The following is a 24,451-nucleotide window of genomic DNA, read 5'->3' on the forward strand; positions in this document are numbered from 1 at the left end:
AAATGGCACAGCGCAGCAAAGGCGAACGCCACGTAATCACAGCCCGCTTGCCCATGTCGGATGCTGAAAAACTGGCAGCCGTCGTGGACGCCACCAAGGAAAGCCGCAGCGACCTCATCGCGCGTCTTGTTCATGCCCACCTGAAGACCATCGACTTTGACCGTTTAAGGGGCCAGGAGACTTTGCCTATCGCTAAGGCCAGTTAAAAACTGAAGGCCCGCGAAAGCGGGCCTTCAAAAGTATGTCGTTCAGATCCACATCTTGGCGGATCGGTGATCTGAACTTTTCTGAACACCTACGAGTAGGTGTCCTTTTGTGTACCCTCCGGAGAGGAGTAACTGCTGTCTATCGTACAGCCACGTCTAGCTGCGTCAACATCTGACGCCCCTCAGACGGCGTGTCCAGTCACGCCGGACCTGGCATGGGCTCTTGCCCCCTTGATTGCCGGGGCGCCGTCCTACCGCCCGGGCCGGTGGATTGGCGGGCGGTTCCAGTACCCGCGGCCGCACAACCTGCCGCGGATCACCGCTGCGCTGCCGGCAAAACCCGCGGCCGTCCTCATTCATGGGGCGGACGGGTCCGTGGCCACGCTCTGCCTTGACTTGGACACCTCCAAGGCGCTGCAGGGCGTCGTGGACGAGGACGCCGCGCGCCTGGGCCGCCTGCTGGAAGACTGCGGCCTCCGGTACGTAGCCGACGTTTCCCCCAGCGGCGGCCGGCACCTCTACATCCCCCTGGCCGAGCGCATGACCGCCCCGGAGGCACGGGAAATTGTGGAAGCCCTGACCCTGCTGGCTCCGAGCCTTGACCCCGGCCCGCACCAGAACGTCACCGACGGCTGTATCCGCGTTCCGGGATCCGCGCATAAGTCCGGCGGCCACCAGATCCTGACCACTCCCCTGGCCGCCGCCTACGACATCCTGCGCCGCCGCAACCCCGCCACCACTGTCACTGCGCTACGGCGGGCCTTGGCGCCCGAGCTGCAACGCATCCGCTCATTGAAAGCCCGCACCGCCAAGCTGGCTGCCGCCACGGCGGCGCACGGTTTCCGCGCGCTTCCCCTGGGCGGGAGCCAGTCCCCTCTGCGCGTGCTGGCCCGTACCGGCCTGTACGACACCGCCAGGTTCGCCAGTGCGTCAGAGGCCCGCATGGCGGTCCTGAACCACTTCGCCGCCTGCGGGTGGACCCTGGAGCAGGTCCGCCGCGAGCTGCGCGGCCAGTTCCCCGGCCTGGCTGCCCTCTACGGCAGCACCGGGCGGCAGGAACGACTGCTCCCCACCGAGTGGGCCAACGCCTGCACCTGGACCCAAAAACCGGAGCCCCGGCAAACAGGCAGAAGGACTGCCCGTATTAACGACACAAGCCCCCCAAAACCCACAGGGGGGGCCGTTCGAACCGCCAGCAAAGCCGGCGTCCACCAGCTCGTGAACGACCTTGAAAATGTCCTCTACGCGGTCCTGGACCACCGCCTGAAGGAACACGGCCGCGAGGGCCTGAGCCTTCGCCTCCTGCTCCGGGCAGTGCTGGGCTACATGCGGACAATGGAGACTGATCTGCTGGATGTCGGCTGCCGCACCTTCGCTACCGCCATGGGCAAGCACCACGGCACTATCTCCAGGCTGCTGCCTGCCCTCGAGCACGCCTCGGACGGTATCCTGACCAAAATTTCCGACGCCCGCGGCCGCAACGCCGACGCCTACGTGATCCAGCTCCCCCAGCACTTCGAACAACTCGCACGGGAGCTGTCCTGGCGCAGCGGAAAAATCCACGGCATAAGGCCCGTTTTCCGCGCCCTCGGGGACGTCGCTGCCCTCGTGTACGAGGCCATCGAACGCGGACGCCTCTCCCCCACGACCGCAGGCATTGCCAAGGCAACCGGGCTCAGCCGCACCGCCGTCGAAACCGCCTTGGCCACCATGAGCAGCTACCAGATGATTGAACGCCGGCACGGACAATGGACAATCACCGCCGGGACCGGACTGACAGCACTGGCACGCCGTCTCGGCGCTCTGGACGATGCTGCCGAGCAGATTACCCGCCACCGCAAACAACGCGCGGCCTGGCACGCATGGCTTGACCGGCATCTGGTATCAGCCTTGACCGAACAGGAAGTCCAGGACCCGGACTCAGACCGGTACTGGATCCCTCCCTCAGACGACGAACCGGTCTTACTGGGGATGCTGTGGCAGGTGGCGTGAGGGCAGCGGCAACACCGAAGGCTTTGACAGTAATGCAGGCAATAAACGCAATACCTGCATTGACAGTAAAACCGGTATTGCGGTCAAAGCGGGTAACGCTTGACGTCGCCGGCCTCATGCACGAGGCCGGCGAACGCGGACGCCTATCCCTCACGACCGCAGGCATTGCCAAGGCAACCGGGCTCAGGGCGCACTGCCGTCGAAACCGCCTTGGCCACCATGAGCAGCTACCAGATGATTGAACGCTGGCATAATGGACAATCACCGCCGGGACCGGCCTGACAGCACTGGCACGCCGTCTCGGCGCCGTGGACGATGCTGCCGAGCAGATGACACGCCCGCCGAAACCGAACAGGAAGCCGGAGGACCCCTGGATCCTCCTTCAGATGATGAACCAGTTCTTACTGGGAGATGCTGTGGCAGGTGGCGTGCGGTCATCCGCAAAAGCGAAGGCTTCGACAGTAATGCAGGCAATAAACGCAATACCTGCATTGACAGTAAAACCGGTATTGCGGTCAAAGCGGGTAACGCCTGACGTCGCCGGCCTCGTGCATGAGGCCATCGAACGCGGACGCCTCCGCCCTCGGCGATGTTGCTGAGCAGAACACAAGGCCGCCGCAACCGAACAGGAAGTCCGGGACACCAGCTCGACCGGTACCGGCCCCCATCAGACGACGAGCTGGGGCTTACTGGCGGCGATGACTTCACCAGCGAGGACTTCGACCGCAGTGCTGGCGTTGACAGCATTACTGGCAATGACAGTAACGACCGTAAAAAAGTCTTTGACACGGTTGCTTTCAAAGACAGCTAAGACAGTAATGAAAGTAGGGTAGAGGCTATGACAGCGACAACAATGTTTGACCGGACAGGCATGGACCGAATCTGCGGCTTCGTCAACGGCAAGGGCGGGGTACTCAAAACCACGCTCACAGCCAATGTCGGCGCTCTCCTGGCAACATCGGGGTGGCGGGTCCTGCTGATCGACATGGATCCCCAAGGTAACCTCGGCCTTGACCTTGGATACAGGCATGGTGACCTTGACGACGATGGCAGCGCCCTCGCACAGGGCCTTATGTTCGGATCCGCGCTTGCGCCACTGAAAGACGTCCGGCCCAACCTGGACGTCATTCCTGGAGGGTCCTACCTCGACCAGGCCGCAGCCGGCTTGGTATCGCAGGGCAGTAAAGATGGCAGCAAGGCAAAGCTGGCACTTGCACGGTCGCTCTCACCGATCGCCGCCAACTACGACATCATCTTCATCGACTGTCCGCCCGGCAATGAGCCACTGCAGGTCGCAGCCCTTGGCGCGGCGTCCTACGTAGTTGTTCCCACAAAGACGGACAAGGCAGGCCGTGAAGGCCTAATCGGAGTCGCCAAACGTCTGGACACAGTTATCGATGTCAATCCAAACCTCGACCTACTCGGCGTGATCATCACGGCCACGTCGTCAACGGCCACCAATGTACACCGGACAACGCGTGAAGCCATCGCCAAAACCTTCGGAACAGATGACGTCCTCTTCAAGGGGATGGTGCGTCACGCAGAAGCCCCGGCCCAGGCGGCGCGCGATAGGGGAGTGCTGGTCCACGAACTGGAAGAACAGGTCAAGGCCGCTCCGAAATGGTACGAGGTGCTGAAAGGCACCGCCGAAGCCGGTCAGAGCCAGCCACGCTCCGCCGGAAATGTCGCAGAAGATCTTTATCAGATCGCCCATGAACTCGTTGCCCGCCTCGAAGCCGCCGAGGAAAGGAATGCATCATGACTGAAAGAATCCGCCAACCGATAAGCGTCCCACGCCGTCGGCAAGCAGAAAGCGTTTCCGTTCAAAACCTTGTGAAGGCCAACAGAAGCCCCGGCACAACCGAGGGCAATGCGGCGCAAACTGTGCCAAAACCTACCTCGGCGGTCCAGGAGCCGCTGCTTGACTCGGCGCCGAAACAGGTCACGTTTTACATGGCCAGCGATGACGTGAAGCGCGCGAAGGCTGCCTACACAGGGACCAGCGGCCAGGAAATGGACCGCAGTTGGTCCGAGTTCATCTCCCGAGCCGTGCTCATGGAAGTGGAGCGCCGTGAACGGCTCTACAACGAGGGGCAGCAGTTTCAAGGTGGGTCACGCAACTTGGCGCCGGGGCGCAAGATCCAAATTTGACGGCATTGCTGTCTTTGAAAGTAATGCTGTCGGTCCTTGATGCTGCCAGTGCACTTCGAAATGACAGGAATGCGGACGCACCAAAATTGCGCCTGCACACGAATATTTCAACCAGATTGCACTCCAGGCATTCAGTCCACCATGACAGGTAATACAAAGGAACCGGCTACTGTGGTTTACTGAAATCTTTTCAGTAAGGGGGGCATGGCAGGACGCAAGAAGCAAGTAGGTGGTCAGCTGAGCTTTGATGCTCTGTGGGCAGCACCGGAGGAGGACCGGAATGAACAGGTACGGCAGGCAGGCACAGGAAGCCTTGAAGTCAGCCAGTCCGACGCGCTACAGCCAGATTCAGAATCCGGAGGAGTTCTTCACCAAGCTGGGGGAGGAGGCCGAGACGCAGGTCGTGCAGTTGCAGAGGGACCTCGTGTCTCCGGGCGCCAGCGCCGCCGAGGAGATCCTGAAACTGCGCCTGCTTACCGCAGGGAAAGAAACCGGCCCGGTAGACCTGCCCAGGCGAGACCACCGGCTCGACGGGCTGTAACAATCTGCAGCGATGACGCGCACCACAAATTTCCTTTTTGCTGAGGGAAAACCAGCGAAGGCCGGCGCACGCCGGCCTTCGCGTTTTAAACCCCCGGGTCATCCCTGGATAGAAGCCTTCCCCCACGCCAGGCCTCCGTTCAATGACGCTGGAGCCATGACTCAACCACGGCACCGTGCCCAGCCCAGCAAGTCCCTCGCCTGCCAGATTCGTTTGGCTCAGACACTGCGGAGTGGAGTCAGCGCGCTACCTACCGTCTTGAAGGTAATTGACATTCTCCTGCCGATCCAAGGGATGTTTCCCGCTTCCTGACATGCTCGCAAGGCTCACGCCCGTCCGGGCGTCCGCCGCCGCGCCCGGCGGGGGCCCGTGCCCGACGTCGCAGACCTCCGACGTTCCCGGTCATTCCTGGCTGCGCGTGATCAGGGGGTCCTAGCCGGCGGCGATGACGGCGGTAACCGGTGTGGTGTTGGAGAACAGGTCCAGGACCGGGCACCGGGCATCGACCACGCGGCGCAGTTCCTCATACTGCTCAGGGGTTCCCGGGCCGGTGATCCTGATCGTGAGCCGGACCGCGGTAAAGCCCGGGCGTACCGTCTCGTCCGCGCCGAACAGGCCGCGCACGTCCAGATCGCCTTCGGCGTCAATGGCGATCGTGTCGAACGGGATCCCCAGCTGGTGGGCGTAGAGGCGGTAGACGACGACCTGGCAGGAGATCAGCGCGCCCAGGGCATACTCCACGGGGCTCGCCGCTGCATCGTCCCCCGCCAAGCCCGCCGGCTCGTCGACAAGGAACTCGTGCCTGCCGGCGGTGATCCGCGTGGCCACCGAGCCCTCGACGGTGCCGCTGGCCAAGTAAGTCAGCTGCGCGTTCCCGGCATCGGAGCTGATCCGCTTCGTCCAGAAATCCCCGGCGGCATCCAGGCGGGCCGCCCGGTCTGCGGCCGTGATGTCGAGGCTTGTTTCGGTCGTGATGGTCATCGGGTTTCCTCCGGCTGCGTAGTGGGCAATCGGTTCAGAGTACAGAGCGCGAAGACCCGATGACCGGGTTCTGTCATGGACGGTCACGGGGCGTCATCGCGGGTAACGCCGCCGTTCCCAAAGCTGACAGGTTCGGGTCAACGTATGCGCTTTCGTGCCTAAAGTTCACAGATGCGGCCTGAAGACGTGTTCCTCGTTGTCGACGGAGTCGGTGACGCAGTGCAGGGCACCTCCTTCGGTCATGCCAAAGGCGGCAGCCACCAGGAACGAGCGGGCACACCATGCCCGCTCGTTCGCTTTAAGTCACATCCGTTGGAAGCAGCACCCTGGTTTCCGCTGCGCTCCAACAGCTGCCCACAGCCGCGGCGTGCATCCGTCCCGTCCGGCGCAAAGGCTGTGGCGTGTCGCTGGACGGGCCACTGATCCGCATATTAATGTCTTGCAGTACAAAGTCCGGCAGGGGCGCGTCAGGCGTCCGGGAAGGGGGAGCGCATCACCGCTGGCCAACACGACCTAATGACTGACCTGCCCGCTGAAAGCCCCTCGTCCGAGGGGCTTTCCCGTGTCTGCATATTGGGCCCGGCGGCAGCGGCGCAAGGCGCCCACGGACCTGTTCCGGGGAAGGACGCGTGAACCCGGCCCCGGCGTCGGCCCGGAGATCATCGTCCATCGCGCCACGGATCCCGGGACCGGTGCGGGCCGGGTTCAGCCTTCGCAGTCGGTGCAGTAGGCGTGGGCGCCCTTCCGCCGGGCAATCTGGGACCGGTGCCGGACCAGGAAGCAGGAGTAGCAGGTGAACTCGTCCTCGGCCTGCGGGATGACCTGGACGGTCAGTTCCTCGGCGATGAACTCGCCGCCCGGGGTACCGGCCCTGTCCAGGCCGTCGGCCTCGTCGAGTTCCAGGACGACGCTGCGGGCGTCGGGTGCGTTCGCGGATTGCAGGGCCTGCAGGGAGTTCTGCTGGGATTCCTTGACGTCGGAGCGGACTTCGTCGTAATCGGTTGCCACGTGGCTGGTTCTCTTTTCTCGTGTGGTGACTGACTCCGGTGCAACGTACAGGATGCCGCGGCTATTCCACAGTTACAGGGCGGCATGAACGTTTGTGCGGCCGGTACGTGATGGCGAGGGCATCAGGGGATCGCCTGGGCTATTTCGACGCACTGGAAGCCGTGGGCCGCGCCGCCCGCGGCCGCGGGCTTGCCTGGGCTGATCCGGCCGTCACGATATGGGTCACAGCGCCTGCCGGGTCCAGGACCGGAGGTCCAGCGATGCCGCACTGCCCCGACGAAGTGGTCAGCTGCACGCGTGAGGATCTGCTGCAGGCACTGGCCGACGAGCACTGATCCCCGGCCCAGGACCCGAGGATCCTGGACGCCTACGACCAGGTAGTCAGCGAATGGACGCTGACCGCGGAGGACCCCGGCGCCGGGTACGCGCGCTACTTCCGGGACGGACCCGTCGCCACCGGGCTGGAGCTTGCCGCCGTGCAGGACCGGGCGAAGGGGTGCGTCCTGCTGTAGCCGGGGCGCTGCACCTGGTTACGGCCGGGAGACGTATGCGCTGTTATCGGCGTTGGGCTGCCGGCCCCTTGCCTCCGGGGCGGCCGCAAGGCGCCGGCCTTGCTAGGTGTGCCCAACGCTGGAGCGAGCTGGCCAAGGTAATAGTTCTTCGGCCAGTGCCTGAGACGTTGCGGAAGCAGCGGATAAACCCTGGCCAAAAGATTCATCGTGCGTTCGAAACACAGACGGTGCCGCCGGTTCCACGGCAGCCGGAAGTCCTTCCGAAGCTGGCGCGGCAGGAGCCCTGCGGTGATCAGGCGCGCCAGGGGCATGACCATGCGCATTACGGCCGGGCCGGCTGAGGGATAAAGCAGGTCACGTGCGACGCGCACCGCGACCTCGTCGGCTTCCAGTCCGGCCAGGGTGCGGTTCCAGTATTCGCGGAAGGCCGCCCTGTCAGCCGGCCACATCTGCTCCGGCAACTGCAGGGCAGTGCCGATCCTGGCGTATTCGCGGTAGACAACATCGGCCGAGGCGTCCTCGAGCGGACCGTGGATTTTCTCGTGGACCGTGACCATCGTGTCGTACAGGGTTGCAACTACCCAGAGCTGGGTTTCGGCGTCGAAGGCGTTGTACCCCCTCGAGGTGGCGTCCGGCTGGCGGAGGACACGGGCATGGGCCCGGTTCACGACACGCCTGACGGCGGCCACCTGGCCCGAGGTGCCGTAGACCACGGCGTAGACATAACTCATCGTGCTGCGGAGCCTGTCCAACGGGCGCTCGGAGAAGTTGCTGTGCTCAGCGATAGCATGACCGATGGCAGGATGGGCGATCTGCAGCAACACGGCGCGCCCCGCGCCGGCAAGCAAAACACCCTCCGCCCCGATGTCGGCAAGTCCACGAACCATTCAAACACTGTACCCGAGCGGTTTTCCGGGGCTGTGGCCGGTCCGGATGGCCCCGGCAGGACGTTCTCATTCCTGGCCCCCGGGGTTCACTGCAAGGCTCGTACCCGGATGGGCGCCGCTGGCACGGCCGGCTGCTGGGGTCAGGTGCGTCGATGCAGTGTGTGGACACCTTTTGTAGGGACTATCGGCCCCTGTCTCAGTAAAGGATCCTTTGACGGGACTGCCCGTAGGCACCTCTCTGCACCGCCGATACCATGCTCACAGTCGTCTTCGCCTTCGCCCTGGTTAGGTCCCCAGCTCGAACCCGACCAACTCCGAACGTACCGAAGTTTCGCGTGGGTCGGCCCTCCCCTTATATCGGCCGGCCAGATCCGAGCGTTCTAGCGCCGGATTCCGGGCAAATGTCCCTCAACACCCAAAGCAGCCGGCAGGCCCGAGACGAACAGGCTCTACCGCACGATCTGCCGGTGGTGGCCGAAAATCGAAGTACTCGTCATCACCGGCGCCACCACGGCCAAGGTCGAGGCCAACAACACGGCGATAGAAAACATCAAACGCACCGCGCGCGGCTATCGCAACGCCGCCAACTACAAATCGGTTATCCTCTTGAGAAGTGCCGTCCGGACGGCGGCATGACACTCACCCGGGAACCACTTTCCCCACGAACCACGAAGAGCCCCGTAACCTCACCAGCTATGTCGCCAGATCACTGCTGGAATCCGGCGGCTTCAGACCGAAACTACACTCTCAATTCTGAAGAGCCACTTTACGGGCGCGCTGCTGGTGGATACCTTGATGATGTTGCCTGCGAAAGGTGTAAAAAATGTCCTCGATTCCCGGCTACACATTTGGGAGTAAGACTAGTGCGACGTCCCCGGTGTCCCTCGAAGACCTCGCCCGGCTCGAGTCGACGGTGCTATGGACTGACGACGACGTGGCCGCATTGCGCCGCGCAGGGGAGATTCTTGGCCCTCAGGCCGATCGCATTCTCGATGTCTGGTACGGATTCGTTGGCAGCCATGACTTCCTGATCGCAAGTTTCGCCGGCGCGGACGGGACCGCGAACCCGGACTACCTGGGAGCTGTCCGGGCCAGATTCGCCCAGTGGATCGTGGATGTTTGTTCACGGGAGCGCGATCAGCAGTGGCTGGACTACCAACACGAGATCGCGCTCCGCCACACAGCAGCGAAGAAGAACCTCACCGACGGCGTGAGTTCACCGGCCTCCATGATCAACCTGCGCTACATCATCGCCTTCATCGTTCCCTTGACAGCAACGATTCGGCCATTCCTTGCAGAACAGGCCTTGGACGCGGATGACGTGGAAGCGATGTATCAGGCATGGTTCAAGGCGGTCACGATCACGGCTGCACTGTGGGCTGAGCCATACTCACTCTCCTGGTGAACCTCCGGTGACACCGGTCCAGAACGGCGAACAGGCACGCGGGCACAAGGGGCTGTTCGCGGTATGGATGCGTGCCCCCGCTGAGCGCCGGCGGGACAGGAAGTATGGCGGGGCACGCAGGAGCGCCCCCTATTTCCGGTTCAGCAGCTTCTGCCCGTCGGGGCGCAGTTCCCCGGTGGGGGAGACGTGCCGGTAGAGGGTCTGGCGGGTGATGCCCAGTTCCGTGCAGAGTGCGCTGACTTTGGTGTCGGGCTTGCCCATGGAGGCCATGGCGAGGCGGAGTTTCGCGGGCGTCATTTTGTAGGGGCGTCCGCCGTTGCGGCCGCGGGCGCGGGCGGAGGCGAGGCCTGCGAGGGTGCGTTCGGAGATCAGTTCGCGTTCAAACCCGGCCAGGGCGGCGAAGATCCCGAAGACCAGCTTCCCGGCGGCCGTTGTGGCGTCGATGGCGGCGCCCTGGCCGGTGAGGACCTTCAGGCCGATGCCGCGGTCGGTCAGGTCGTGGACGATGTTGACCAGGTGCCGGAGGTTCCGGCCGAGCCGGTCCAGTTTCCAGACCATCAGGGTGTCTTCGTTGTCGCGGAGCGCTTTCAGGCAGGCGGCCAGTTCCGGCCGGTCATCCGTTTTCCCGGAGGCCTTGTCCTCATACAACTGACCCGGCCCGACGCCGGCCGCGAGCAGGGCGTCGCGTTGCAGGTCGGTGCTCTGGGATCCGTCGGCTTAGGAGACGCGCATGTATCCGACCAGCACGGCAGTTCTCCCTTGTTATTTATACGGCCGTATAAGTGACAACCAGATTCGGACCAGTAGCGATTCACAACCTGTCACTTAACCCGTAACTTATAGTAGGTCACGCAAAGGGCGCCCAGTCGGTGTTACCTGACACATGTTCACTTGGCGTGCCCGGTCGATGAGATTCTTCGTGACACCCCCCGCGGTGTCAGCCTGGTATAGGTCAAACCAGCCAAGCTACTTGTCACCTAGGGTCAGCTATAGGAGTACTGGGCCCTGAATGTTCGGCCCGGCCCCGGTTGACTCGTTGAGGCTCTCCAGTCCCCCCAGCTTGGAGAGCCGGGAGCCTCCACGCTTGAGTCCCCGGATTCGCGCGGAGGCTTCCTCATGCCCCCCAGCCAAAGGTCCGCCGCCCGACGTCCCCTCAGTAAAGCGCGCCGTTTCGCCGGGTTGTGCCCATTGGGGTCAGGTGGAGCCCTCCGCACAGCTCAAAGCTGTCCCCACTGGCGTGCAACCCGGCCCGGCCGGAGGACCAGCCCCACCGGCCGATAGGTCTTCTGTCGGTGCTTAGCAGTATGCTTATTCGAAGATATATTCGAATAAAAGGTGTGTTGTGGGCGTTCTTATTGGTCCCCGCGTGATAGACGCGGGTGCGTCGTTGTTGTCGGTGCTGATTTCGCCGGTCGCTGTCGCGGCCGGGTATCCATCTCCTTATGCGCAACTCGAATGTCTCATGAGTTACTGCTCCTTTGCAGATGGTGGCATGCAGGGGCGCCGCCCCGCATGCGGTAATCACCGGGTTGACGGGCGCAGGCCGCTCCCCAGTGACATGTCTCCGCCAGTCTTTCCATATGTCATGTGCCACACGGTATTTGTGAAACTTTTTCCTAATGCTTGAGCTTCATTCGGCCCCGCCCGAAGATCAAAAAGGCACCACAGCAAAACCTAACAAAGTCCTACCAGGAGCCCAGTCCGGCTTCCTTGTAGTACCCCTCGATGTGGTCCGCCACCAGCAGGGCGGCACGGACGCCGTCGTTGTTGTTGATGGCCGCCAGAATCTCGCGGTGTTCTGAGCGGAGTCTTGCGGCGGTGGCATCCCAGTCCGGCAAATTGGCCGTGAGCCGGCCGGCGTAACCCTGGATGGCTTCGCGCAGGGAACCCATCATGGCGCTGACCACGGCGTTGCCGGCGGCCTCGGCCAGGGCCAGGTGGAAGCGGACGTCCAGCGCCAGGAAATCCTCTGTGTCCGGGCCTGCGTCCATCTGCTCCAGCAGCGCGGCGGCCTCGGCAAGCGCCGGGGAATCCGCACGCGCGCGGGCGGCCGCCCAGGATTCGAGGAGCACTCGCGTTTCCACGATGTCCGCCACCGGCAGGTGCTGCGTGGCAACGTGCAGCCGCAGCGCCGAGCCGAGCGCCGCCGTCGGATCCGCGATCACCACCGTGCCGGCGTCCGGGCCTGACCCCACTCCTGCGCGAACCACCCCCATGGCTTCCAATATGCGGATGGCTTCACGGACCGAGGTCCGGGATACTTCCAGCTGTTCGGCGAGGGTGCGCTCAGCAGGGAGCCGCCCGCCTACCGTAAGCTGGCCGTCAATGAGCTGTTTCTCGATCCATTGCAGGACAAGTTGGTGCGTGCGCATATCGCCATCCTAGTTGATGTGGTTGGACCACATGCTTTAGAGTGTGGTTAGACCACAGAATCAAGCACCGTCATACCCGCCGGGAGGCAGCCATGATGCAGGCCATTGAACCAACCAACCCTGAGGCGCCCACTGCGCCGGAGGCCCCCACTCCACCCGGGCATCGCGCCGCCGCCTCCGCATCCTCCAAACCGGCTGTGCCGCCAGCATTAAAGCGCCGCATCCCCAAGTATTCGGACCTGGCCCCGCTGATGCAGTTCAAGAGGCCCGAGTTCAGCCGGGCCTCCAAGCTCCGCCGGGCCAGCACCATCTGGGAGCTGCGGGACATGGCCAAGCGCCGCACACCCCAGGCCCCGTTTGACTACACCGACGGTGCAGCGGAGGCCGAGATCACCCTGCGCCGTGCCCGCCAGGCGTTCCTCGACATCGAATTCCGGCCGGGCATCCTGCGCGACGTTTCCAGCATTGATCTGAGCACCGACATTCTTGGCAAGTCCTCACGGCTGCCCGTGGGCATCGCACCCACGGGCTTCACCCGGATGATGCAGTCCGAAGGCGAGTACGCGGGATCCCAGGCCGCCGAGGCCGCGCGCATCCCCTACACGCTCTCCACCATGGGCACGGCATCTATCGAAGACGTGGCCGCAGCCGCGCCGAACGGCCGCAACTGGTTCCAGCTGTACCTGTGGACGGACCGCGACCGCTCGCTTGAACTGATCGAGCGAGCTGCCAAAGCCGGCAATGACACGCTCATGGTCACGGTCGATACCGCCGTCGCCGGTGCCCGCCTGCGGGACGTCCGCAACGGCATGACCATCCCGCCGGCGCTGACCATCAAGACGGTGCTGGATGCGTCTTACCGCCCGGCCTGGTGGTTCAACTTCCTCACCCACGAGCCGCTGACCTTCGCGTCGCTGTCGCGGTACACCGGCACCGTGGCTGATCTCATCAACTCGATGTTTGATCCCACACTCACGTTCGATGACCTGGACTGGCTGCGCGAAACGTGGAAGGGGAAGCTGGTGGTCAAAGGCATCCAGACCGTTGACGACGCCCGCAAGGTAGTGGACCATGGCGCCGACGGCGTGGTACTCAGCAACCACGGCGGCCGCCAGCTGGACCGGGCGCCCATCCCGTTCCACCTGCTACCGGAGGTCTCTGCCGCGCTGAAGACCGACAACAGCGACGCCGCCATCATTCTGGACACCGGCATCATGAGCGGCGCGGACATCATTGCAGCCCTTGCCCTGGGCGCCGACTTCACGCTGATTGGCCGCGCCTACCTTTACGGGCTGATGGCAGGCGGCCGCGCAGGTGTGGACCGTGCCATCCAGATCCTGGAAAAGGACATGGCCCGCACCATGGCCCTGCTGGGTGTCAGCAAGCTCTCCGAGCTGACCCCGGACCACGTCCGGCTCCTCGGCAAGTAGCCCCGCCCTAGCTCAGCTGGCCTAGTGCTGCATTCCTCAAAGGAGGTATGGATCGTCGGTGTGGGACGGCGGATCATGGGTAGCGGAGGGCAGCGTTATGTTCACGTCTTTGTATGCCCGTCCGCCGCGTGATCCGGACGAGGAACGTAAGATCCGTATGCTGGCCGGTGCCCGGCATGCTCCCGCCGATTGGATTCGCCGGGCCCGTATGATTACCGGCAGCTGGGCGGGCAAACCCGTCAGTGTCATCGCCGCGGAGCTGGGCTGTCACACCAAGACCGTGCGGGAGCGTCTGCACCGTTTTAATGCCGAAGGCCTGGACGGGCTCGGCGACAAGCCGATCAGCGGACGCCCGCGCCGCCTGAGCGAGGACGAGCGCTCCCGCATCATCGCCCTGGCCGGCCAGGCCCCGCCCGGCCGCCTCGTCCGCGACAGCCAGGGCGATCTGGCCGCCGCCGAGAAGACCGGGGCGCCGGAGTGGACCCTGGACACCCTCACCGACGCCGCCCGCGCCGCCGGTATTGAGGTCCACCGCAGCCAGGTGCGGCGGATCCTGCTTGCCGAAGGGGTCCGGTGGCGGCACACCCGGTCCTGGATCCGGAGCAAGGATCCGGACTTCGTCCCAAAAGGACACGGATCGTCGAGCTCTACACCCGCCCGCCCGAGGGCTCGACGGTCCTCTGCCTCGATGAACTCGGCCCGGTGATCCCGCGCACCTTTGCCCCGGCGCCGGCCTGGTCCGTGGACGGGCACCGGATCAAAAGCGAACTCGATTACAGCCGCGGGCCGGAGAAGACCTGGGTCTACGGGGCGCTGCGGGCCTCCGATGGCCGCGAGGTCACGATGACCGCATCCTCGCGGAACAGCGCCGGGTACCAGCAGTTCCTGCACGCGGTGGAGGAAGACAACCCGGACGGGGAGATCGTGGTGGTCACCGCCACGCCTTCATCCCGGTCGGCGCGGGAAACGCTGAACCTGCAGGAAGGCTGGTGGCGGATCTTCCGCAAGACCGCCCTGGCCGGCCAGTCCTTCGCCCTGGCCACCGCGGCGATGCCGCCGTGGCCCAAGGCGCGGGCCTCCGCGGCCAGGACCAAGCGGGCGGAGCGCTCATCCAGGTGGGGCATGATCGTATCGAATTTTGCACTCAGCGATTCGACGGTTTCAGCAGAAACGGGCATACACCATTTTCACCTAAAACGTAATTAGACTTGTTTATTTATCGGCGCGCCCTTAGCGGCTTGAACGATGGGGTTGGGAGCGGGAAGGCCTGGCTTCCGGCCGCGGGCGCACCCGGGGGAACTGGCGCGGCATCTGCTGTCTCTGAGATTTTCGTCCGGTTAGAAGACCAGGACTTTCTCTGCTGCGAGGATCCAGTCGGCTAGGTCTTCCATGGTGGATCTTTTCGCGGCGCCGGTCAGGAGTGCGTCGGTGATGCCGCGGGCGTCCATGCAGGTGCCGCAGCATCCGATCCGGCCGCCGTGTGCTGCCACGGCGGAGAGCATTTTGTCCAGCTTGTAGTACCCGTCGGGTGTTTTCTGGCCGTCCATGGCGGCTGTGACCCCGTCACCCATCAGGAAGACCTGCACGGTGACTCCATCCCTTTTGGACAAGGCGACGGCGAGGCCAAGGGCGTTGTAGGTGGTGTCCTGGCCGTACGCGGCGCCGTTGATGATCATGAGGGTTGTCATGTCCGGTCCTTGCATGGTTCGCGCCGACGAAGAGAGCTGATCAGTCCTTCGCCGCCGCGGCGGCCGTCGTGATCAGTTCTGCTGCGATCTCAATGTCCTTCGGCGTGCTCCAGCGGCCCAGCGTCAGCCTCAGTGCGGCGAGTGCCCGGTCCTGGCCGATGCCCATGGCGGTCAGGACCGGTGAGGGGGTGTGGTTTCCGCTGTGGCACGCGGAGCCGGTCGATGCCGCGATTCCGGGCAGAGCCGCGAGGAATTCGTGTCCGTGGATGCCTTCGATGCTGATGTTCAGGGTGTTCGGCAGCCGCCGCGCGGCCGGCCCGTTCAGGGTGATCCGGCCGGGAAGCCCTTTCAGGAGGCGGCCGTGGAGGTCGTCCCGCAGGGAGGCCAGGTGATGTTGGGCGCCGTTGCCGAGGTCCCGAGCGGCGAGCTGCGCTGCCGCACCCAGGCCTGCCGCGAGGGCGACGTTTTCTGTGCCTGCGCGCATTCCGTGTTCCTGTCTTCCGCCGTAGATGACTGGTTCCAGCCTCACGCCGTTCCGTATGTAGAGGGCAGCGATGCCCTTGGGGGCATACATTTTATGCCCGACCACGGTGAGCAGGTCCACGCCGAGCTCTTCGACGTCCAGGGGTATCTTTCCTGCGGCCTGGGCAGGATCGCAGTGCATCAGGCCCCGTGGTCCCGGGTGATCCGGGCGAGTTCGGCGATGCGCTGGATGGCGACCGTTTCGTTGTTCGCGGCCATCATCGACACCAGCACCGCGTCCGGGGTCAATGCCGCGGACAGGCCCGCGGGATCGACCAGGCCTTTGGCGTCCACCCGCAGATAGGTCACCCGCACGCCGTGCAGACGCTCCAGTGCCCTGCAGTTCTCCAGCACCGCAGGGTGCTCCGTGACCTGGGTGATCACATGCGGCCGGGCTGCTTTTGCCGCCAGGACCGCGCCGCGGATCGCGAGCTGGTCAGCTTCCGATCCGGACCCCGTGAACACGGTGGTCTCAGGGCCCGCTCCGATCAGCGCGGCGACCCGGGCCCGAGCCGCTGCCAGGGCGTTGCGGGGTTCGGTGCCGTAGGCGTTGTCGCTGGAGGGATTGCCGAACCACCGGCCCGGGTAGGGCTCCATTGCCTCGAGCACACGCAGGTCCACCGGTGTCGTGGCGTTGTGTTCCAGGTACACCGGGCCGCCTAAATGGCCCGGATGGCCCGCGGCACTCACGCGGCCAGGCTCTTGTCGGTCGGCAGTTCCGCCAGGCGCCATTCGAGCATGCCCTCGGCCATCCGGCGCGCCGGGCGGCCGCCCCTGCGCAGCAGGTCCACGGCCTCGTAGGCGAGCACGCAGTACGCGCCGCGGCAGTAGGCGACGATTTCACGCCCGGGGGGCAGCTCGCTGATCCGCTCGGCCAGCTGTTCCAGCGGGATCGAGACGGCACCGGGAATGTGCGCCGCGCGGTACTCTTCCGGGGGACGGACGTCCAGGACCGTCACCGTGCCGTCGGCGGCACGGGCCAGAAGTTCCTCCCGGGTCATTTCCCGGGCCGTCTCGTCCAGATCCGCTTCCGCGGCGCGCCCGGCACTGAGATAATCATTGCCCCGCTCTTCCACTTCGGCCACCCGTTCCCTGGCCACTGTGCGGACCAGCTCATACAGCCGGAGGACGTCATCGCCGGCCAGGTCGTAGTGGATCCGGGTGCCCTCCTTGCGGGTGGTGACCAGGCCCGCCTGTTTCAGGGCCTGCAGGTGGGCCGATGCCGTGCTCAGCCCCAGGCCCGCGGCGGCAGCGAGAGTTTCGACGCTGCGCTCCCCCTGGGAAAGGAGGTCGATCAGCTCCAGGCGTTTGCCGTTACCCATCGCCTTGCCCACCCGCGCGAACTGATCGAACAGTGCGGCTTTCTTGCCCCGGTCACCCACTACATCCTCCAAATTTCCATGTAATACTGGAATATAGTTTATTCCATGTTTATCTGGAATACCAGCGTACCGCTGTCCGGCGGTCCACCCCGAAGGAGCATCCGGCCATGGCCAAACTTGATCTGATTCCGGTCATCGACGAGGGACTGGGCAACTCGACGTATATCCTCGATCTCGGTGACGGCCGCGCCCTGGTGATGGACCCGGAGCGGGACATCCGCGGCGTCCGCGCACAGGCGCGGCGCCTCGGGTTGAGCATCGCCTACGCCGTCGAAACCCACCTCCACGCCGATTTCATCTCCGGAGTCCGGGAACTGGCCGGGAGCGACGGCGCGACCATCCTGGCACCCGAGGTCGGCCCCCGCGGGTTTGCCCTTACGGGTCTGCGGGACGGCGACACGGTCGGCCTCGGCGCACTGTCCCTGCAGGCGGTGGCCACACCCGGGCATTCCCCGGAACACCTGTCCTATCTGGTCCTGGACGACGGGCGGATCGCCGGCGTTTTCACGGGCGGGTCCCTGATGGTCGGAACCGCCGGCCGCACCGATCTGGTCAGCCCGGACCGGACGGTCCCGCTCGCCCGGGCCCAGTACCACTCGCTGCAGCGGCTGATGGAACTGCCCGATGAGACACCCGTCTGGCCCACCCACGGCGCCGGCTCCTTCTGCTCCGCCGCGGCCGGCGGGGACCGCGTCAGCACCATCGGCAGGGAACGGGCCACCAACCCGCTGCTGCAGGTCAGCGGCGAAGACGCCTTCGTCGAGGCCCTGCTCGGTTCCCTGGGCACCTTCCCGGGCCACTTCCTGCGCCTGGGGGAAATCAACAAACAAGGCCCCGCCGTGCTCGGCGCCGCCCCGGCACTGGCCGCCCTGACGCCTGGCCGTGTCAGAGAACTGCAGGATCACGGCGCGCAGGTTATCGACGTCCGCACCCCGGCGGACTTCGCCGCCGGCCACATCCCCGGGTCCCTGTCCAACACGCTGCGCCCGGTGTTCGCCACCTGGTTGGGCTGGCTGGCTGACCCCGGCAAGCCGGTCATCATCGTCCGCGCCCCGGACCAGGACCCGGAGGACATCACCTGGGAGGCCGCCAAAGTCAGCTTCGACGCCCTCGCCGGGGAACTCGCCGGCGGCTTATCGGCTTGGAACGCCGCCGCCGACGCACCCGATGCAGAGGTTGCCGCCCCGCTGGTCCCCGCGGACCTCATCGCCCCGGAGGCAACCATCCTGGACATCCGGCAGGCCGGCGAATACGCCGCAGGCCACGTCCCCGGCGCCCGCAACATCGAACTCGGCGCCCTGGCCGGGCACCTCTCCGAGGTCCCGGACGGCCCCGTGCTGGTCATGTGCGGACACGGCGAACGAGCCATGAGCGCCGCCAGCATCCTCACCGCCGGCGGCCGGACCGGCATCAGCGTCCTGGACGGCGGACCCGGCGACTGGACCAACGCGACCGGCAAAGCCCTTCAGACAAGCCGATGAGCACCGGATCAACCCACCGGACCGATCCCGCCGGCCGGAAGTCAGGGATTAGCCTCGGTCTGCGCCAGAACCTCGCCCAGTTCATGCTCCTCGTGGCGGTCAACGCCCTGGTCGGCGGCACCCTGGGCCAGGAACGCACCGTCCTGCCCCTGCTGGCAGGGGAGGTCTTCCACCTGGACCAGTACACGTCCGCCCTGACCTATATCCTGGCCTTCGGCCTGGCCAAGGCGGCCACGAACTACTTCGCCGGGACCCTCTCGGACCGGTACGGACGCAAACCCGTGCTCGTCGCCGGCTGGATCATCGCCCTGCCGATCCCGCTGATGCTGATCTTCGGACCCTCCTGGGCCTGGATCGTCGCGGCCAACATCGTTCTGGGCATCAGCCAGGGCCTGACCTGGTCCACCACCGTGATCATGAAAATGGACCTCGTCGGCCCCTCCCGCCGCGGGATGGCCATGGGCCTGAACGAAGCCGCAGGCTATCTCGGCGTCGCCGCCACCGCGCTGGCCACCGGCTACATCGCCGCGACCTACGGCCTCCGGCCGGGCCCGTTCCTGCTCGGCGCCGCGTACATCGCCCTCGGCCTGGGAATCTCCGTGCTCGCCGTGAAGGAAACCCGCCACCACGCCCGGCTCGAAGCCGCCAGCCACGCCTCCACGCAAGCGGACGCCCACGCGGAACTGAGCAACCGGGAAATTTTCACCCTGACCAGCTTCCGGGACAAGTCCCTGTCCTCGGTCAGCCAGGCCGGTCTGGTCAACAACCTCAACGACGGCCTGGCCTGGGGACTGTTCCCCGTCCTCTTCGCCGCCGCCGGACTCACCATCGAACGCATCGGCATCCTCGCCGCGGTCTACCCCGCCGTCTGGGGAGCCGGCCAACTGGTCACGGGGGCGCTCTCGGACCGGATCGGCCGCAAGCCCCTGATCGTGGGCGGCATGCTCATCCAGGCCGCCGCCCTGGGCATGACCGCGTTCGGCACCGGCTTCGGGATCTGGCTCACCGCCGCCATCCTCCTCGGTGCCGGCACCGCTATGGTCTACCCCACCCTGCTCGCCGCCGTCGGCGACGTCGCCCACCCGCACTGGCGGGCACGCTCCGTCGGGATCTACCGGCTCTGGCGCGACGGCGGATTCGCCGTAGGGGCCCTGCTCTCCGGCCTCCTCGCGGACGCCTACGGCATCCCGACAGCCGTCGCCGCCGTCGGCGCCCTCACCGCAGCCTCCGGAATCATCGTCGCCGTGCGGATGCGCGGATCCGACCACCAACCGGCCCCACACCCCGCATAAGCGCCATCCCTTCCGTATCGTCCATACAGGATCCCGGCACCGAGAACCACTCCCACAGGAGCCGCACCCGGCCATCGATTGGCCGGTTCGCTTGACGGCTTCGGCCAGGTCAGGGTCGGTCACTGAAAACTCAGAACCAGTGCACCCACAGCCGCTGTTGGGCTTGACAATGAAGCCGGCATAGCAGTAGTCGCCCTCGGAGAAACCGAATTTTGACGGGTACCTCAGTCCGGCCGGTTGCGTGCCGCCGTCCAGTCTCTGTGCGCGGATCCACTGCGCCACTGCGGTCGTCAGCGCCCGATCGTCACCTGTCAGGTCGGCCAGGGACATCCGGTCGGCGGCGGCGATGCCGGATGCCTTGATCGCGACAACAGTGTCCGGATGGGTCAGGTCGACCCAAGGACGGGCGGGGAAATCGAGGCGATAGATTTCGCGGTCAAGCCGCCAGTCCGGCTCCATGCCGTCGACCGGCATGCCGGCGCTGCGAAGGTCTGTACTTGGGCGAAAGTCTCGTCGTCGACGATCGCCTCGTGGCGTCCGTCGTACTCTTGGCCCTTGTATGTCACGTAGCCGAGGTAGTAGCGGTTGCGGAACATTTGGGCGATCTTGCTGACTGAGACTGCTTGGCTGGGGCGCCGCGCGGTCGGTCGGCTGAACAGACCACGGTCACCCAGCTCGTCGGCGAGGTCGGCCAGCGTATAGTCTCCGGTCGCGTACAGCTCGAAGGCCAGCTTCACGAGGGGTGCGCGTGCTTCGTCGATTTCCACGGCACGGATTTCACGGCCCTCGAAGCGGTCGATGGAATTCGTGTAGCCCAAGGGGGCGCGGCTGACTGTGCCGCCCTTCTTGGCCTTCTCGCCCATCTTGTAGGTGATGTCGGCGCCATCCTCCCGTGACCGGTATTCATTGAACGCGGCCAGAATGCCGTGCATGAGCTGGCCCACCGGTGTTTCATCGATGGACTCGCTGGCGCTGATGAGGGTAACGCCTCGCTTGCGCAGGTCGGCCATGACGACGGCGTCGTCGTAACGGTTGCGCGACAGCCGAGAGAGCTTGTGGACGATGATGTAGTCGATGTCTTTGAGGTGTCGGACACGTTCGAGCATCGGCTGGAATGAAATGCGGTTGGCCATAGTGGTGCCTGACTTTCCAGGCTCGACACACTCATCGATGACGGTCAGTCCAAGCTGTTCAGCTTTCTTCTGGCAGGCGACCCGTTGAGCGGGGATCGAAATTCCCTCGGGGTCGATCGGAGAAGGGAGCGTACGTGTCACCGAAGACGACGCCATTCAGGAACATCGCGTCACCGATCAGCAGCCGGCGGAGCTCGGGCAGGAGCCCACCGGACAGCCGACTCCTAGAACTGGATCCCGCGGGTCAACGCGCCATCGATCAGCAGGTTGGCTCCGGTCGTGCGGCTGGACAGGGGGCTGGACAGGAACACCACGCTGGATGCGATTTCCTGTGGCGTCCCCATCCGGTGCGTTGGGTTCAGCCCCATCGCGAACTTGAAGAGTTCCGGGTTGCCCTGCTCGATGCTCGGCCACACGCCGCCGTCGTGATAAGTGTTCCCGGGTGACACGGTGTTCGCCCGGATTCCCTTTTCCGCGAGCTGGAACGCGACGCCGGCAATGTAGCCGATGATCGCCGTCTTCGCGGTCCCGTATGGGCCGGATGCGAAATCCACTTCGCGACCGGACACACTGGAAATCGCGACGATCGATGGCGCCGTGCTCTTCTCCAGGTACGGAATCGAAGCCTTGACCAAGCGGACGGTGCCCATCAGGTCCACCTCGATCGATTCGACCCAGTTTTCGTCCGTGTCCGGAATCGCCAGCGCGCTCACGTTGCTGACGACCATGTCGATGCCACCGAATTCCTTGGCGGAGCCGTCGACCCACGCGGAGATCGCGTCCGCATCTCTGACATCCATTACCGTGCCGACAACTTTGTTGCCGCTTGAGGCGAAGTCGGCCTCGGTTGCCGCCACCTCGTCAGCGTTACGGGCGCAGAAAGCCACATTGGCACCCTCCGCGACGAACGTTTCGACTATGGCGCGACCGATGCCTCGTGTGCCGCCGGTGACCAAAGCAGTCTTTCCCTTGATGTGCAGGTCCACGATTTTGTCCTCCTCTGTCTCAAGCTCGGAACGGTTTGCCAACTGGGAGGACGTCTTTCCCGAACATTTCATTGATCAGGAACGCGAACGCCAGATAGATCGCCAGCGCACCGGTCAGGATGCCCTCATAGCCACCGAACAGGTTGAGCCCCGCGCTGCCCGTCAGTGCACCCGCACCAAGGGATCCGAGAAGGATGACGGTGAGGACCAAGATGACCGTCAACACTCTGGGGGCGACGACCGATGCGATCACCAGCCCGAGCGTGAACAGTGCCCACACGAGCAGATATGCGCCCACCGCGCCACTGGTGACATGCCACCAACCATTGCCTGCACCAATATTCAGGAACGCGAACGACAGCCAAAGGAACGCATACCCCGCGAATGCGGTCACTCCGAAGCTGTTTCCCTTCATGAACAACAACACGGCCACTATCGCCTGGGCGATTCCACCAAAGAAAATGGCCATGGTAAAAACCATGCCATCCACCGGAAATAACCCGACATTCGCCAGACTCAACAGAACGGTCGTCATGCCATACCCAAGGAGCCCAAGAGGAATGGGGTCTGCCAACAGGTCGACCTTTGCTTCAGTCACGACATTTGAGTCACTCACAGCAGATCCTCCTCATTACGGGAAAAGCCGGTCACGATCACAACTCAATAACAAAATCATATCAGTCGTTGATCTTCATGAAGTATAATGCCTCGGCTAAGCGCACCTGTCAGTGACAGCCATGCCGGGCCGAACGGGCCTGCTAACGCCGTGTGCTCGCCGCGGTGCGCAACTCATGATGCATGCCATCGAACGCATTCTTCCTGGGGAGGAGGGATTTGCGGACCTTGATGGCGACGCTGTAGTTGGGATCGACGACGTTGGCGATCGGCGCCTCGGAAATCTGCGTCAGCAACTGATAGGCATCCATCTGGTGCAGGTCGAAGAGCTCACCGAACCACCGGATCATCTCCACTTGCGCGATGCGCCACGAGTCCTCCATCGGGCGGGAGGAGCCCACGACCATCCAGTAGTCGTCCGTCTCGAGCCGAGGCCAGGCGGGCGCGCCGCCCTTGATCAGTTCCACGATGATGGTCGAGTTCATCGCGCCCTCGACCGCGGTGCCGCACGCCTCGCCCTCCCCCTGCCGATAGTGTCCGTCCCCGATCGAAAACAACGCTCCTTCGACGTTGACACCCAGGTAGGCCGTTGTCCCCGCCCTCATTTCGGGCGTGTCCATGTTTCCGCCAAACCGTTCCGGAACGAGCGAGGAGCGAACCTCGCCTCCCAAAGGCGCGACTCCGACGGTGCCGAGCATCGGGGCGAGCGGCAGCGCGACCTCGAAATCGCCAAATCGCGATTGGAAGCCAACCGTGCCCGCCTCGGAGTCCACCTCGTAGATCCAGGTCGCCTCGGGAAGCGCCTCCTGAAGCATCGCGCTACGGTCCGTGCTCGTGAGCCCGCCGAAGAACGGGATTGCCGCGGACGCCCCCCAGCTGCGAGCCGGCGTCAGATCGACGATATGGATGACAAGGGTGTCTCCGGGCTCCGCCCCCTCTACGAAGAAGGGCCCCGTTTGCGGATTGAGGTACCGGAAGTCGAGCTTCTGGCTGGCGACATCGCTCACGGACGTGAGCGCATTGTTGAAGGCATCTTCCGACCACAGGTGCAGAACGGTACCCGGCTTCACAGTCATCACGGGTGCGGCACCACCAAAGGTATAAACATATTGCCCGCGTTCCGGCTTGAAAGTGAGAGCATCCATGCTAGCGATGCTAGGCGGACCACATGGGTAGTGCAACCATCCGCGACTCATCAAAGATGCCCGCCTGCGCGTATTCGATGAATCATTTGAGACCGGCCGAACCCGACCCGAACACAACAAACCCGACCCAAAAATCCGGCTACGCAGCAGGGGCCACATCCGCATCCAGATCCGCACCGGCACACCGGGCAGCCCCGTCAGGCCTTCACCGCTGACGCGGCGCTCCCACACACCGCCACGCGCGGACCGGTGGCTCTGCAATGCAGATCACAGATCAGCCCTCGCCTGCGGGCTAAGCTCGCCACAACAGGATGAAGGAGGGAAAGATGCCCGAACCGCGCAAGACCTATCAGGCGATCTGGAACGGCACCGTGCTCGCCGAATCGGACCGGACCGTCCAGATCGAAGGGAACCAGTACTTCCCGCCCGGCTCGATCAACTCCGAGTACTTCCGCCCGAGCGACCACACGACCGTCTGCTTCTGGAAGGGGACCGCCAGCTACTACACCCTCGAGGTCGACGGCAGGACCAACCGGGACGCGGCCTGGTACTACCCGGTCCCGAGCCTGGCCGCCCGCGAGATCAAAGGCCACATCGCCTTCTGGAAAGGCGTGCGGGTCCTCGAGGCCGGAAAGTCCGAACCCGCAGACGAGAGACCAGCCAGAGGCCTCCTGGCCCGAATCCTCGGCCGAATCTGAGACCGGCCATGACGAGCCCAGGCA

General features: G+C 64.6%; 23 protein-coding genes and 5 pseudogenes. 15 read left to right on the forward strand and 13 right to left on the reverse strand.

What is annotated here, in order from left to right; genetic code table 11:
- Window positions 1-2: 2 nt before the first annotated feature.
- The 5 genes from ACQCSZ_RS25685 to ACQCSZ_RS25705 all read left to right on the forward strand — a co-directional run bounded on the left by ACQCSZ_RS25685 (window position 3) and on the right by ACQCSZ_RS25705 (window position 4,890).
- Window positions 3-206, forward strand: coding sequence for a hypothetical protein (locus tag ACQCSZ_RS25685; RefSeq protein WP_427008782.1), 204 nt, complete (start codon window positions 3-5; stop codon window positions 204-206).
- A gap of 231 nt (window positions 207-437) precedes the next feature.
- A complete protein-coding gene (locus ACQCSZ_RS25690) occupies window positions 438-2,198 on the forward strand; it encodes a hypothetical protein (RefSeq protein ID WP_427008783.1) in 1,761 nt (586 codons plus the stop codon).
- 838 nt (window positions 2,199-3,036) lie between these two features.
- Complete coding sequence (locus ACQCSZ_RS25695; RefSeq protein WP_427008784.1) at window positions 3,037-3,960, forward strand: ParA family protein; 924 nt, start codon at window positions 3,037-3,039, stop codon at window positions 3,958-3,960.
- A complete protein-coding gene (locus tag ACQCSZ_RS25700) occupies window positions 3,957-4,349 on the forward strand; it encodes a ParB family protein (protein WP_427008785.1) in 393 nt (130 codons plus the stop codon). Before ACQCSZ_RS25695 ends, ACQCSZ_RS25700 begins: the two co-directional genes overlap by 4 nt.
- Before the next feature lie 280 nt (window positions 4,350-4,629).
- A complete protein-coding gene (locus ACQCSZ_RS25705; RefSeq protein WP_427008786.1) occupies window positions 4,630-4,890 on the forward strand; it encodes a hypothetical protein in 261 nt (86 codons plus the stop codon).
- A gap of 432 nt (window positions 4,891-5,322) precedes the next feature.
- Here the strand turns inward: ACQCSZ_RS25705 and ACQCSZ_RS25710 are convergent, their stop codons facing one another.
- Together ACQCSZ_RS25710 and ACQCSZ_RS25715 are read right to left on the reverse strand one after the other, a co-directional pair.
- Window positions 5,323-5,871 (reverse strand): OsmC family protein, encoded by a 549-nt coding sequence (locus ACQCSZ_RS25710; protein ID WP_427008787.1) that lies wholly within the window; start codon window positions 5,869-5,871, stop codon window positions 5,323-5,325.
- Between the two features lie 705 nt (window positions 5,872-6,576).
- Complete coding sequence (locus ACQCSZ_RS25715) at window positions 6,577-6,879, reverse strand: DUF4193 domain-containing protein (RefSeq protein ID WP_427008788.1); 303 nt, start codon at window positions 6,877-6,879, stop codon at window positions 6,577-6,579.
- Window positions 6,880-6,989: 110 nt separating this feature from the next.
- Here ACQCSZ_RS25715 and ACQCSZ_RS25720 point away from each other — a divergent pair, with 110 nt between their 5' ends.
- Window positions 6,990-7,214, forward strand: coding sequence for a hypothetical protein (locus tag ACQCSZ_RS25720; RefSeq protein ID WP_427008789.1), 225 nt, complete (start codon window positions 6,990-6,992; stop codon window positions 7,212-7,214).
- A 95-nt stretch (window positions 7,215-7,309) separates the two neighbouring features.
- Here the strand turns inward: ACQCSZ_RS25720 and ACQCSZ_RS25725 are convergent, their stop codons facing one another.
- Complete coding sequence (locus ACQCSZ_RS25725; RefSeq protein WP_427008790.1) at window positions 7,310-8,278, reverse strand: oxygenase MpaB family protein; 969 nt, start codon at window positions 8,276-8,278, stop codon at window positions 7,310-7,312.
- Window positions 8,279-8,701: 423 nt separating this feature from the next.
- On the opposite strand from ACQCSZ_RS25725, the pseudogene ACQCSZ_RS25730 reads away from it, so the two are divergent.
- Window positions 8,702-8,914 (forward strand): annotated as a pseudogene (locus tag ACQCSZ_RS25730) (transposase); the annotation flags it as partial.
- A 187-nt stretch (window positions 8,915-9,101) separates the two neighbouring features.
- Entirely contained in the window at window positions 9,102-9,683 is a 582-nt protein-coding gene (locus ACQCSZ_RS25735) for a protoglobin domain-containing protein (protein ID WP_427008791.1), read from the forward strand.
- A 129-nt stretch (window positions 9,684-9,812) separates the two neighbouring features.
- Here the strand turns inward: ACQCSZ_RS25735 and ACQCSZ_RS25740 are convergent, their stop codons facing one another.
- Window positions 9,813-10,376 (reverse strand): recombinase family protein, encoded by a 564-nt coding sequence (locus ACQCSZ_RS25740; RefSeq protein ID WP_427008800.1) that lies wholly within the window; start codon window positions 10,374-10,376, stop codon window positions 9,813-9,815.
- Between the two features lie 649 nt (window positions 10,377-11,025).
- Here ACQCSZ_RS25740 and ACQCSZ_RS25745 point away from each other — a divergent pair.
- A pseudogene (locus ACQCSZ_RS25745) lies at window positions 11,026-11,124 on the forward strand (LexA family transcriptional regulator); the annotation flags it as partial.
- Between the two features lie 244 nt (window positions 11,125-11,368).
- Here the strand turns inward: ACQCSZ_RS25745 and ACQCSZ_RS25750 are convergent.
- Entirely contained in the window at window positions 11,369-12,055 is a 687-nt protein-coding gene (locus ACQCSZ_RS25750) for a FadR/GntR family transcriptional regulator (RefSeq protein WP_427008792.1), read from the reverse strand.
- Between the two features lie 92 nt (window positions 12,056-12,147).
- Here ACQCSZ_RS25750 and ACQCSZ_RS25755 point away from each other — a divergent pair, with 92 nt between their 5' ends.
- From ACQCSZ_RS25755 to ACQCSZ_RS25765, 3 genes and pseudogenes are all read left to right on the forward strand, one after another.
- Window positions 12,148-13,485: an alpha-hydroxy acid oxidase gene (locus ACQCSZ_RS25755; protein ID WP_427008793.1), complete on the forward strand. Its 1,338-nt coding sequence runs from the start codon at window positions 12,148-12,150 to the stop codon at window positions 13,483-13,485.
- A gap of 97 nt (window positions 13,486-13,582) precedes the next feature.
- Entirely contained in the window at window positions 13,583-14,191 is a 609-nt protein-coding gene (locus tag ACQCSZ_RS25760; RefSeq protein ID WP_427008794.1) for a helix-turn-helix domain-containing protein, read from the forward strand.
- Window positions 14,188-14,520 (forward strand): annotated as a pseudogene (locus ACQCSZ_RS25765) (hypothetical protein); the annotation flags it as partial. The gene ACQCSZ_RS25760 and the pseudogene ACQCSZ_RS25765, both read left to right, overlap by 4 nt.
- On the opposite strand, the pseudogene ACQCSZ_RS25770 reads toward ACQCSZ_RS25765, so the two are convergent.
- The 4 genes and pseudogenes from ACQCSZ_RS25770 to ACQCSZ_RS25785 all read right to left on the reverse strand — a co-directional run.
- Window positions 14,517-14,663, reverse strand: a pseudogene (locus ACQCSZ_RS25770) (ISAzo13 family transposase); the annotation flags it as partial. The pseudogenes ACQCSZ_RS25765 and ACQCSZ_RS25770 overlap by 4 nt on opposite strands.
- A 159-nt stretch (window positions 14,664-14,822) precedes the next feature.
- Window positions 14,823-15,173, reverse strand: a complete 351-nt coding sequence (locus ACQCSZ_RS25775; protein ID WP_427008795.1) for a DsrE/DsrF/TusD sulfur relay family protein — start codon at window positions 15,171-15,173, stop codon at window positions 14,823-14,825.
- Window positions 15,174-15,213: 40 nt separating this feature from the next.
- A pseudogene (locus tag ACQCSZ_RS25780) lies at window positions 15,214-16,427 on the reverse strand (cysteine desulfurase family protein).
- A complete protein-coding gene (locus ACQCSZ_RS25785) occupies window positions 16,382-17,077 on the reverse strand; it encodes an ArsR/SmtB family transcription factor (RefSeq protein WP_427008801.1) in 696 nt (231 codons plus the stop codon). The pseudogene ACQCSZ_RS25780 and the gene ACQCSZ_RS25785 overlap by 46 nt, the downstream one beginning before the upstream one ends.
- A 107-nt stretch (window positions 17,078-17,184) precedes the next feature.
- Here ACQCSZ_RS25785 and ACQCSZ_RS25790 point away from each other — a divergent pair, with 107 nt between their 5' ends.
- Together ACQCSZ_RS25790 and ACQCSZ_RS25795 are read left to right on the forward strand one after the other, a co-directional pair.
- Window positions 17,185-18,558 (forward strand): MBL fold metallo-hydrolase, encoded by a 1,374-nt coding sequence (locus ACQCSZ_RS25790; protein ID WP_427008796.1) that lies wholly within the window; start codon window positions 17,185-17,187, stop codon window positions 18,556-18,558.
- Entirely contained in the window at window positions 18,555-19,850 is a 1,296-nt protein-coding gene (locus ACQCSZ_RS25795) for an MFS transporter (protein ID WP_427008797.1), read from the forward strand. Before ACQCSZ_RS25790 ends, ACQCSZ_RS25795 begins: the two co-directional genes overlap by 4 nt.
- Before the next feature lie 386 nt (window positions 19,851-20,236).
- Here ACQCSZ_RS25795 and ACQCSZ_RS25800 read toward each other — a convergent pair whose 3' ends face one another.
- The 4 genes from ACQCSZ_RS25800 to ACQCSZ_RS25815 form a co-directional block, all read right to left on the reverse strand.
- Window positions 20,237-21,124 carry a recombinase family protein gene (locus tag ACQCSZ_RS25800; protein WP_427008677.1) on the reverse strand — a complete coding sequence of 296 codons (888 nt, stop codon included), beginning with the start codon at window positions 21,122-21,124 and terminating at the stop codon, window positions 20,237-20,239.
- An 83-nt stretch (window positions 21,125-21,207) separates the two neighbouring features.
- Window positions 21,208-21,969: an SDR family NAD(P)-dependent oxidoreductase gene (locus tag ACQCSZ_RS25805; RefSeq protein ID WP_427008678.1), complete on the reverse strand. Its 762-nt coding sequence runs from the start codon at window positions 21,967-21,969 to the stop codon at window positions 21,208-21,210.
- A gap of 19 nt (window positions 21,970-21,988) precedes the next feature.
- Window positions 21,989-22,567, reverse strand: coding sequence for an acetate uptake transporter (locus ACQCSZ_RS25810; protein WP_427008679.1), 579 nt, complete (start codon window positions 22,565-22,567; stop codon window positions 21,989-21,991).
- Between the two features lie 160 nt (window positions 22,568-22,727).
- A complete protein-coding gene (locus ACQCSZ_RS25815) occupies window positions 22,728-23,729 on the reverse strand; it encodes an acetamidase/formamidase family protein (RefSeq protein ID WP_427008680.1) in 1,002 nt (333 codons plus the stop codon).
- A gap of 326 nt (window positions 23,730-24,055) precedes the next feature.
- On the opposite strand from ACQCSZ_RS25815, the gene ACQCSZ_RS25820 reads away from it, so the two are divergent.
- Entirely contained in the window at window positions 24,056-24,427 is a 372-nt protein-coding gene (locus ACQCSZ_RS25820) for a DUF427 domain-containing protein (RefSeq protein ID WP_427008681.1), read from the forward strand.
- Window positions 24,428-24,451: the final 24 nt, after the last annotated feature.

Source organism: Pseudarthrobacter sp. H2, from assembly GCF_050157045.1.
Classification (GTDB): Bacteria; Actinomycetota; Actinomycetes; order Actinomycetales; family Micrococcaceae; genus Arthrobacter.

Bases quoted from the DNA above. Each gene is read 5' to 3' on its own strand.
- ACQCSZ_RS25750 (WP_427008792.1), bottom strand. From the start codon at position 12,055: ATGCGCACGCACCAACTTGTCCTGCAATGGATCGAGAAACAGCTCATT.
- ACQCSZ_RS25685 (WP_427008782.1), top strand. From the start codon at position 3: ATGGCACAGCGCAGCAAAGGCGAACGCCACGTAATCACAGCCCGCTTG.
- ACQCSZ_RS25700 (WP_427008785.1), top strand. From the start codon at position 3,957: ATGACTGAAAGAATCCGCCAACCGATAAGCGTCCCACGCCGTCGGCAA.
- ACQCSZ_RS25705 (WP_427008786.1), top strand. From the start codon at position 4,630: ATGAACAGGTACGGCAGGCAGGCACAGGAAGCCTTGAAGTCAGCCAGT.
- ACQCSZ_RS25710 (WP_427008787.1), bottom strand. From the start codon at position 5,871: ATGACCATCACGACCGAAACAAGCCTCGACATCACGGCCGCAGACCGG.
- ACQCSZ_RS25720 (WP_427008789.1), top strand. From the start codon at position 6,990: ATGGCGAGGGCATCAGGGGATCGCCTGGGCTATTTCGACGCACTGGAA.
- ACQCSZ_RS25795 (WP_427008797.1), top strand. From the start codon at position 18,555: ATGAGCACCGGATCAACCCACCGGACCGATCCCGCCGGCCGGAAGTCA.
- ACQCSZ_RS25815 (WP_427008680.1), bottom strand. From the start codon at position 23,729: ATGGATGCTCTCACTTTCAAGCCGGAACGCGGGCAATATGTTTATACC.
- ACQCSZ_RS25725 (WP_427008790.1), bottom strand. From the start codon at position 8,278: ATGGTTCGTGGACTTGCCGACATCGGGGCGGAGGGTGTTTTGCTTGCC.
- ACQCSZ_RS25790 (WP_427008796.1), top strand. From the start codon at position 17,185: ATGGCCAAACTTGATCTGATTCCGGTCATCGACGAGGGACTGGGCAAC.
- ACQCSZ_RS25755 (WP_427008793.1), top strand. From the start codon at position 12,148: ATGATGCAGGCCATTGAACCAACCAACCCTGAGGCGCCCACTGCGCCG.
- ACQCSZ_RS25775 (WP_427008795.1), bottom strand. From the start codon at position 15,173: ATGACAACCCTCATGATCATCAACGGCGCCGCGTACGGCCAGGACACC.
- ACQCSZ_RS25695 (WP_427008784.1), top strand. From the start codon at position 3,037: ATGACAGCGACAACAATGTTTGACCGGACAGGCATGGACCGAATCTGC.
- ACQCSZ_RS25820 (WP_427008681.1), top strand. From the start codon at position 24,056: ATGCCCGAACCGCGCAAGACCTATCAGGCGATCTGGAACGGCACCGTG.
- ACQCSZ_RS25735 (WP_427008791.1), top strand. From the start codon at position 9,102: ATGTCCTCGATTCCCGGCTACACATTTGGGAGTAAGACTAGTGCGACG.
- ACQCSZ_RS25760 (WP_427008794.1), top strand. From the start codon at position 13,583: ATGTTCACGTCTTTGTATGCCCGTCCGCCGCGTGATCCGGACGAGGAA.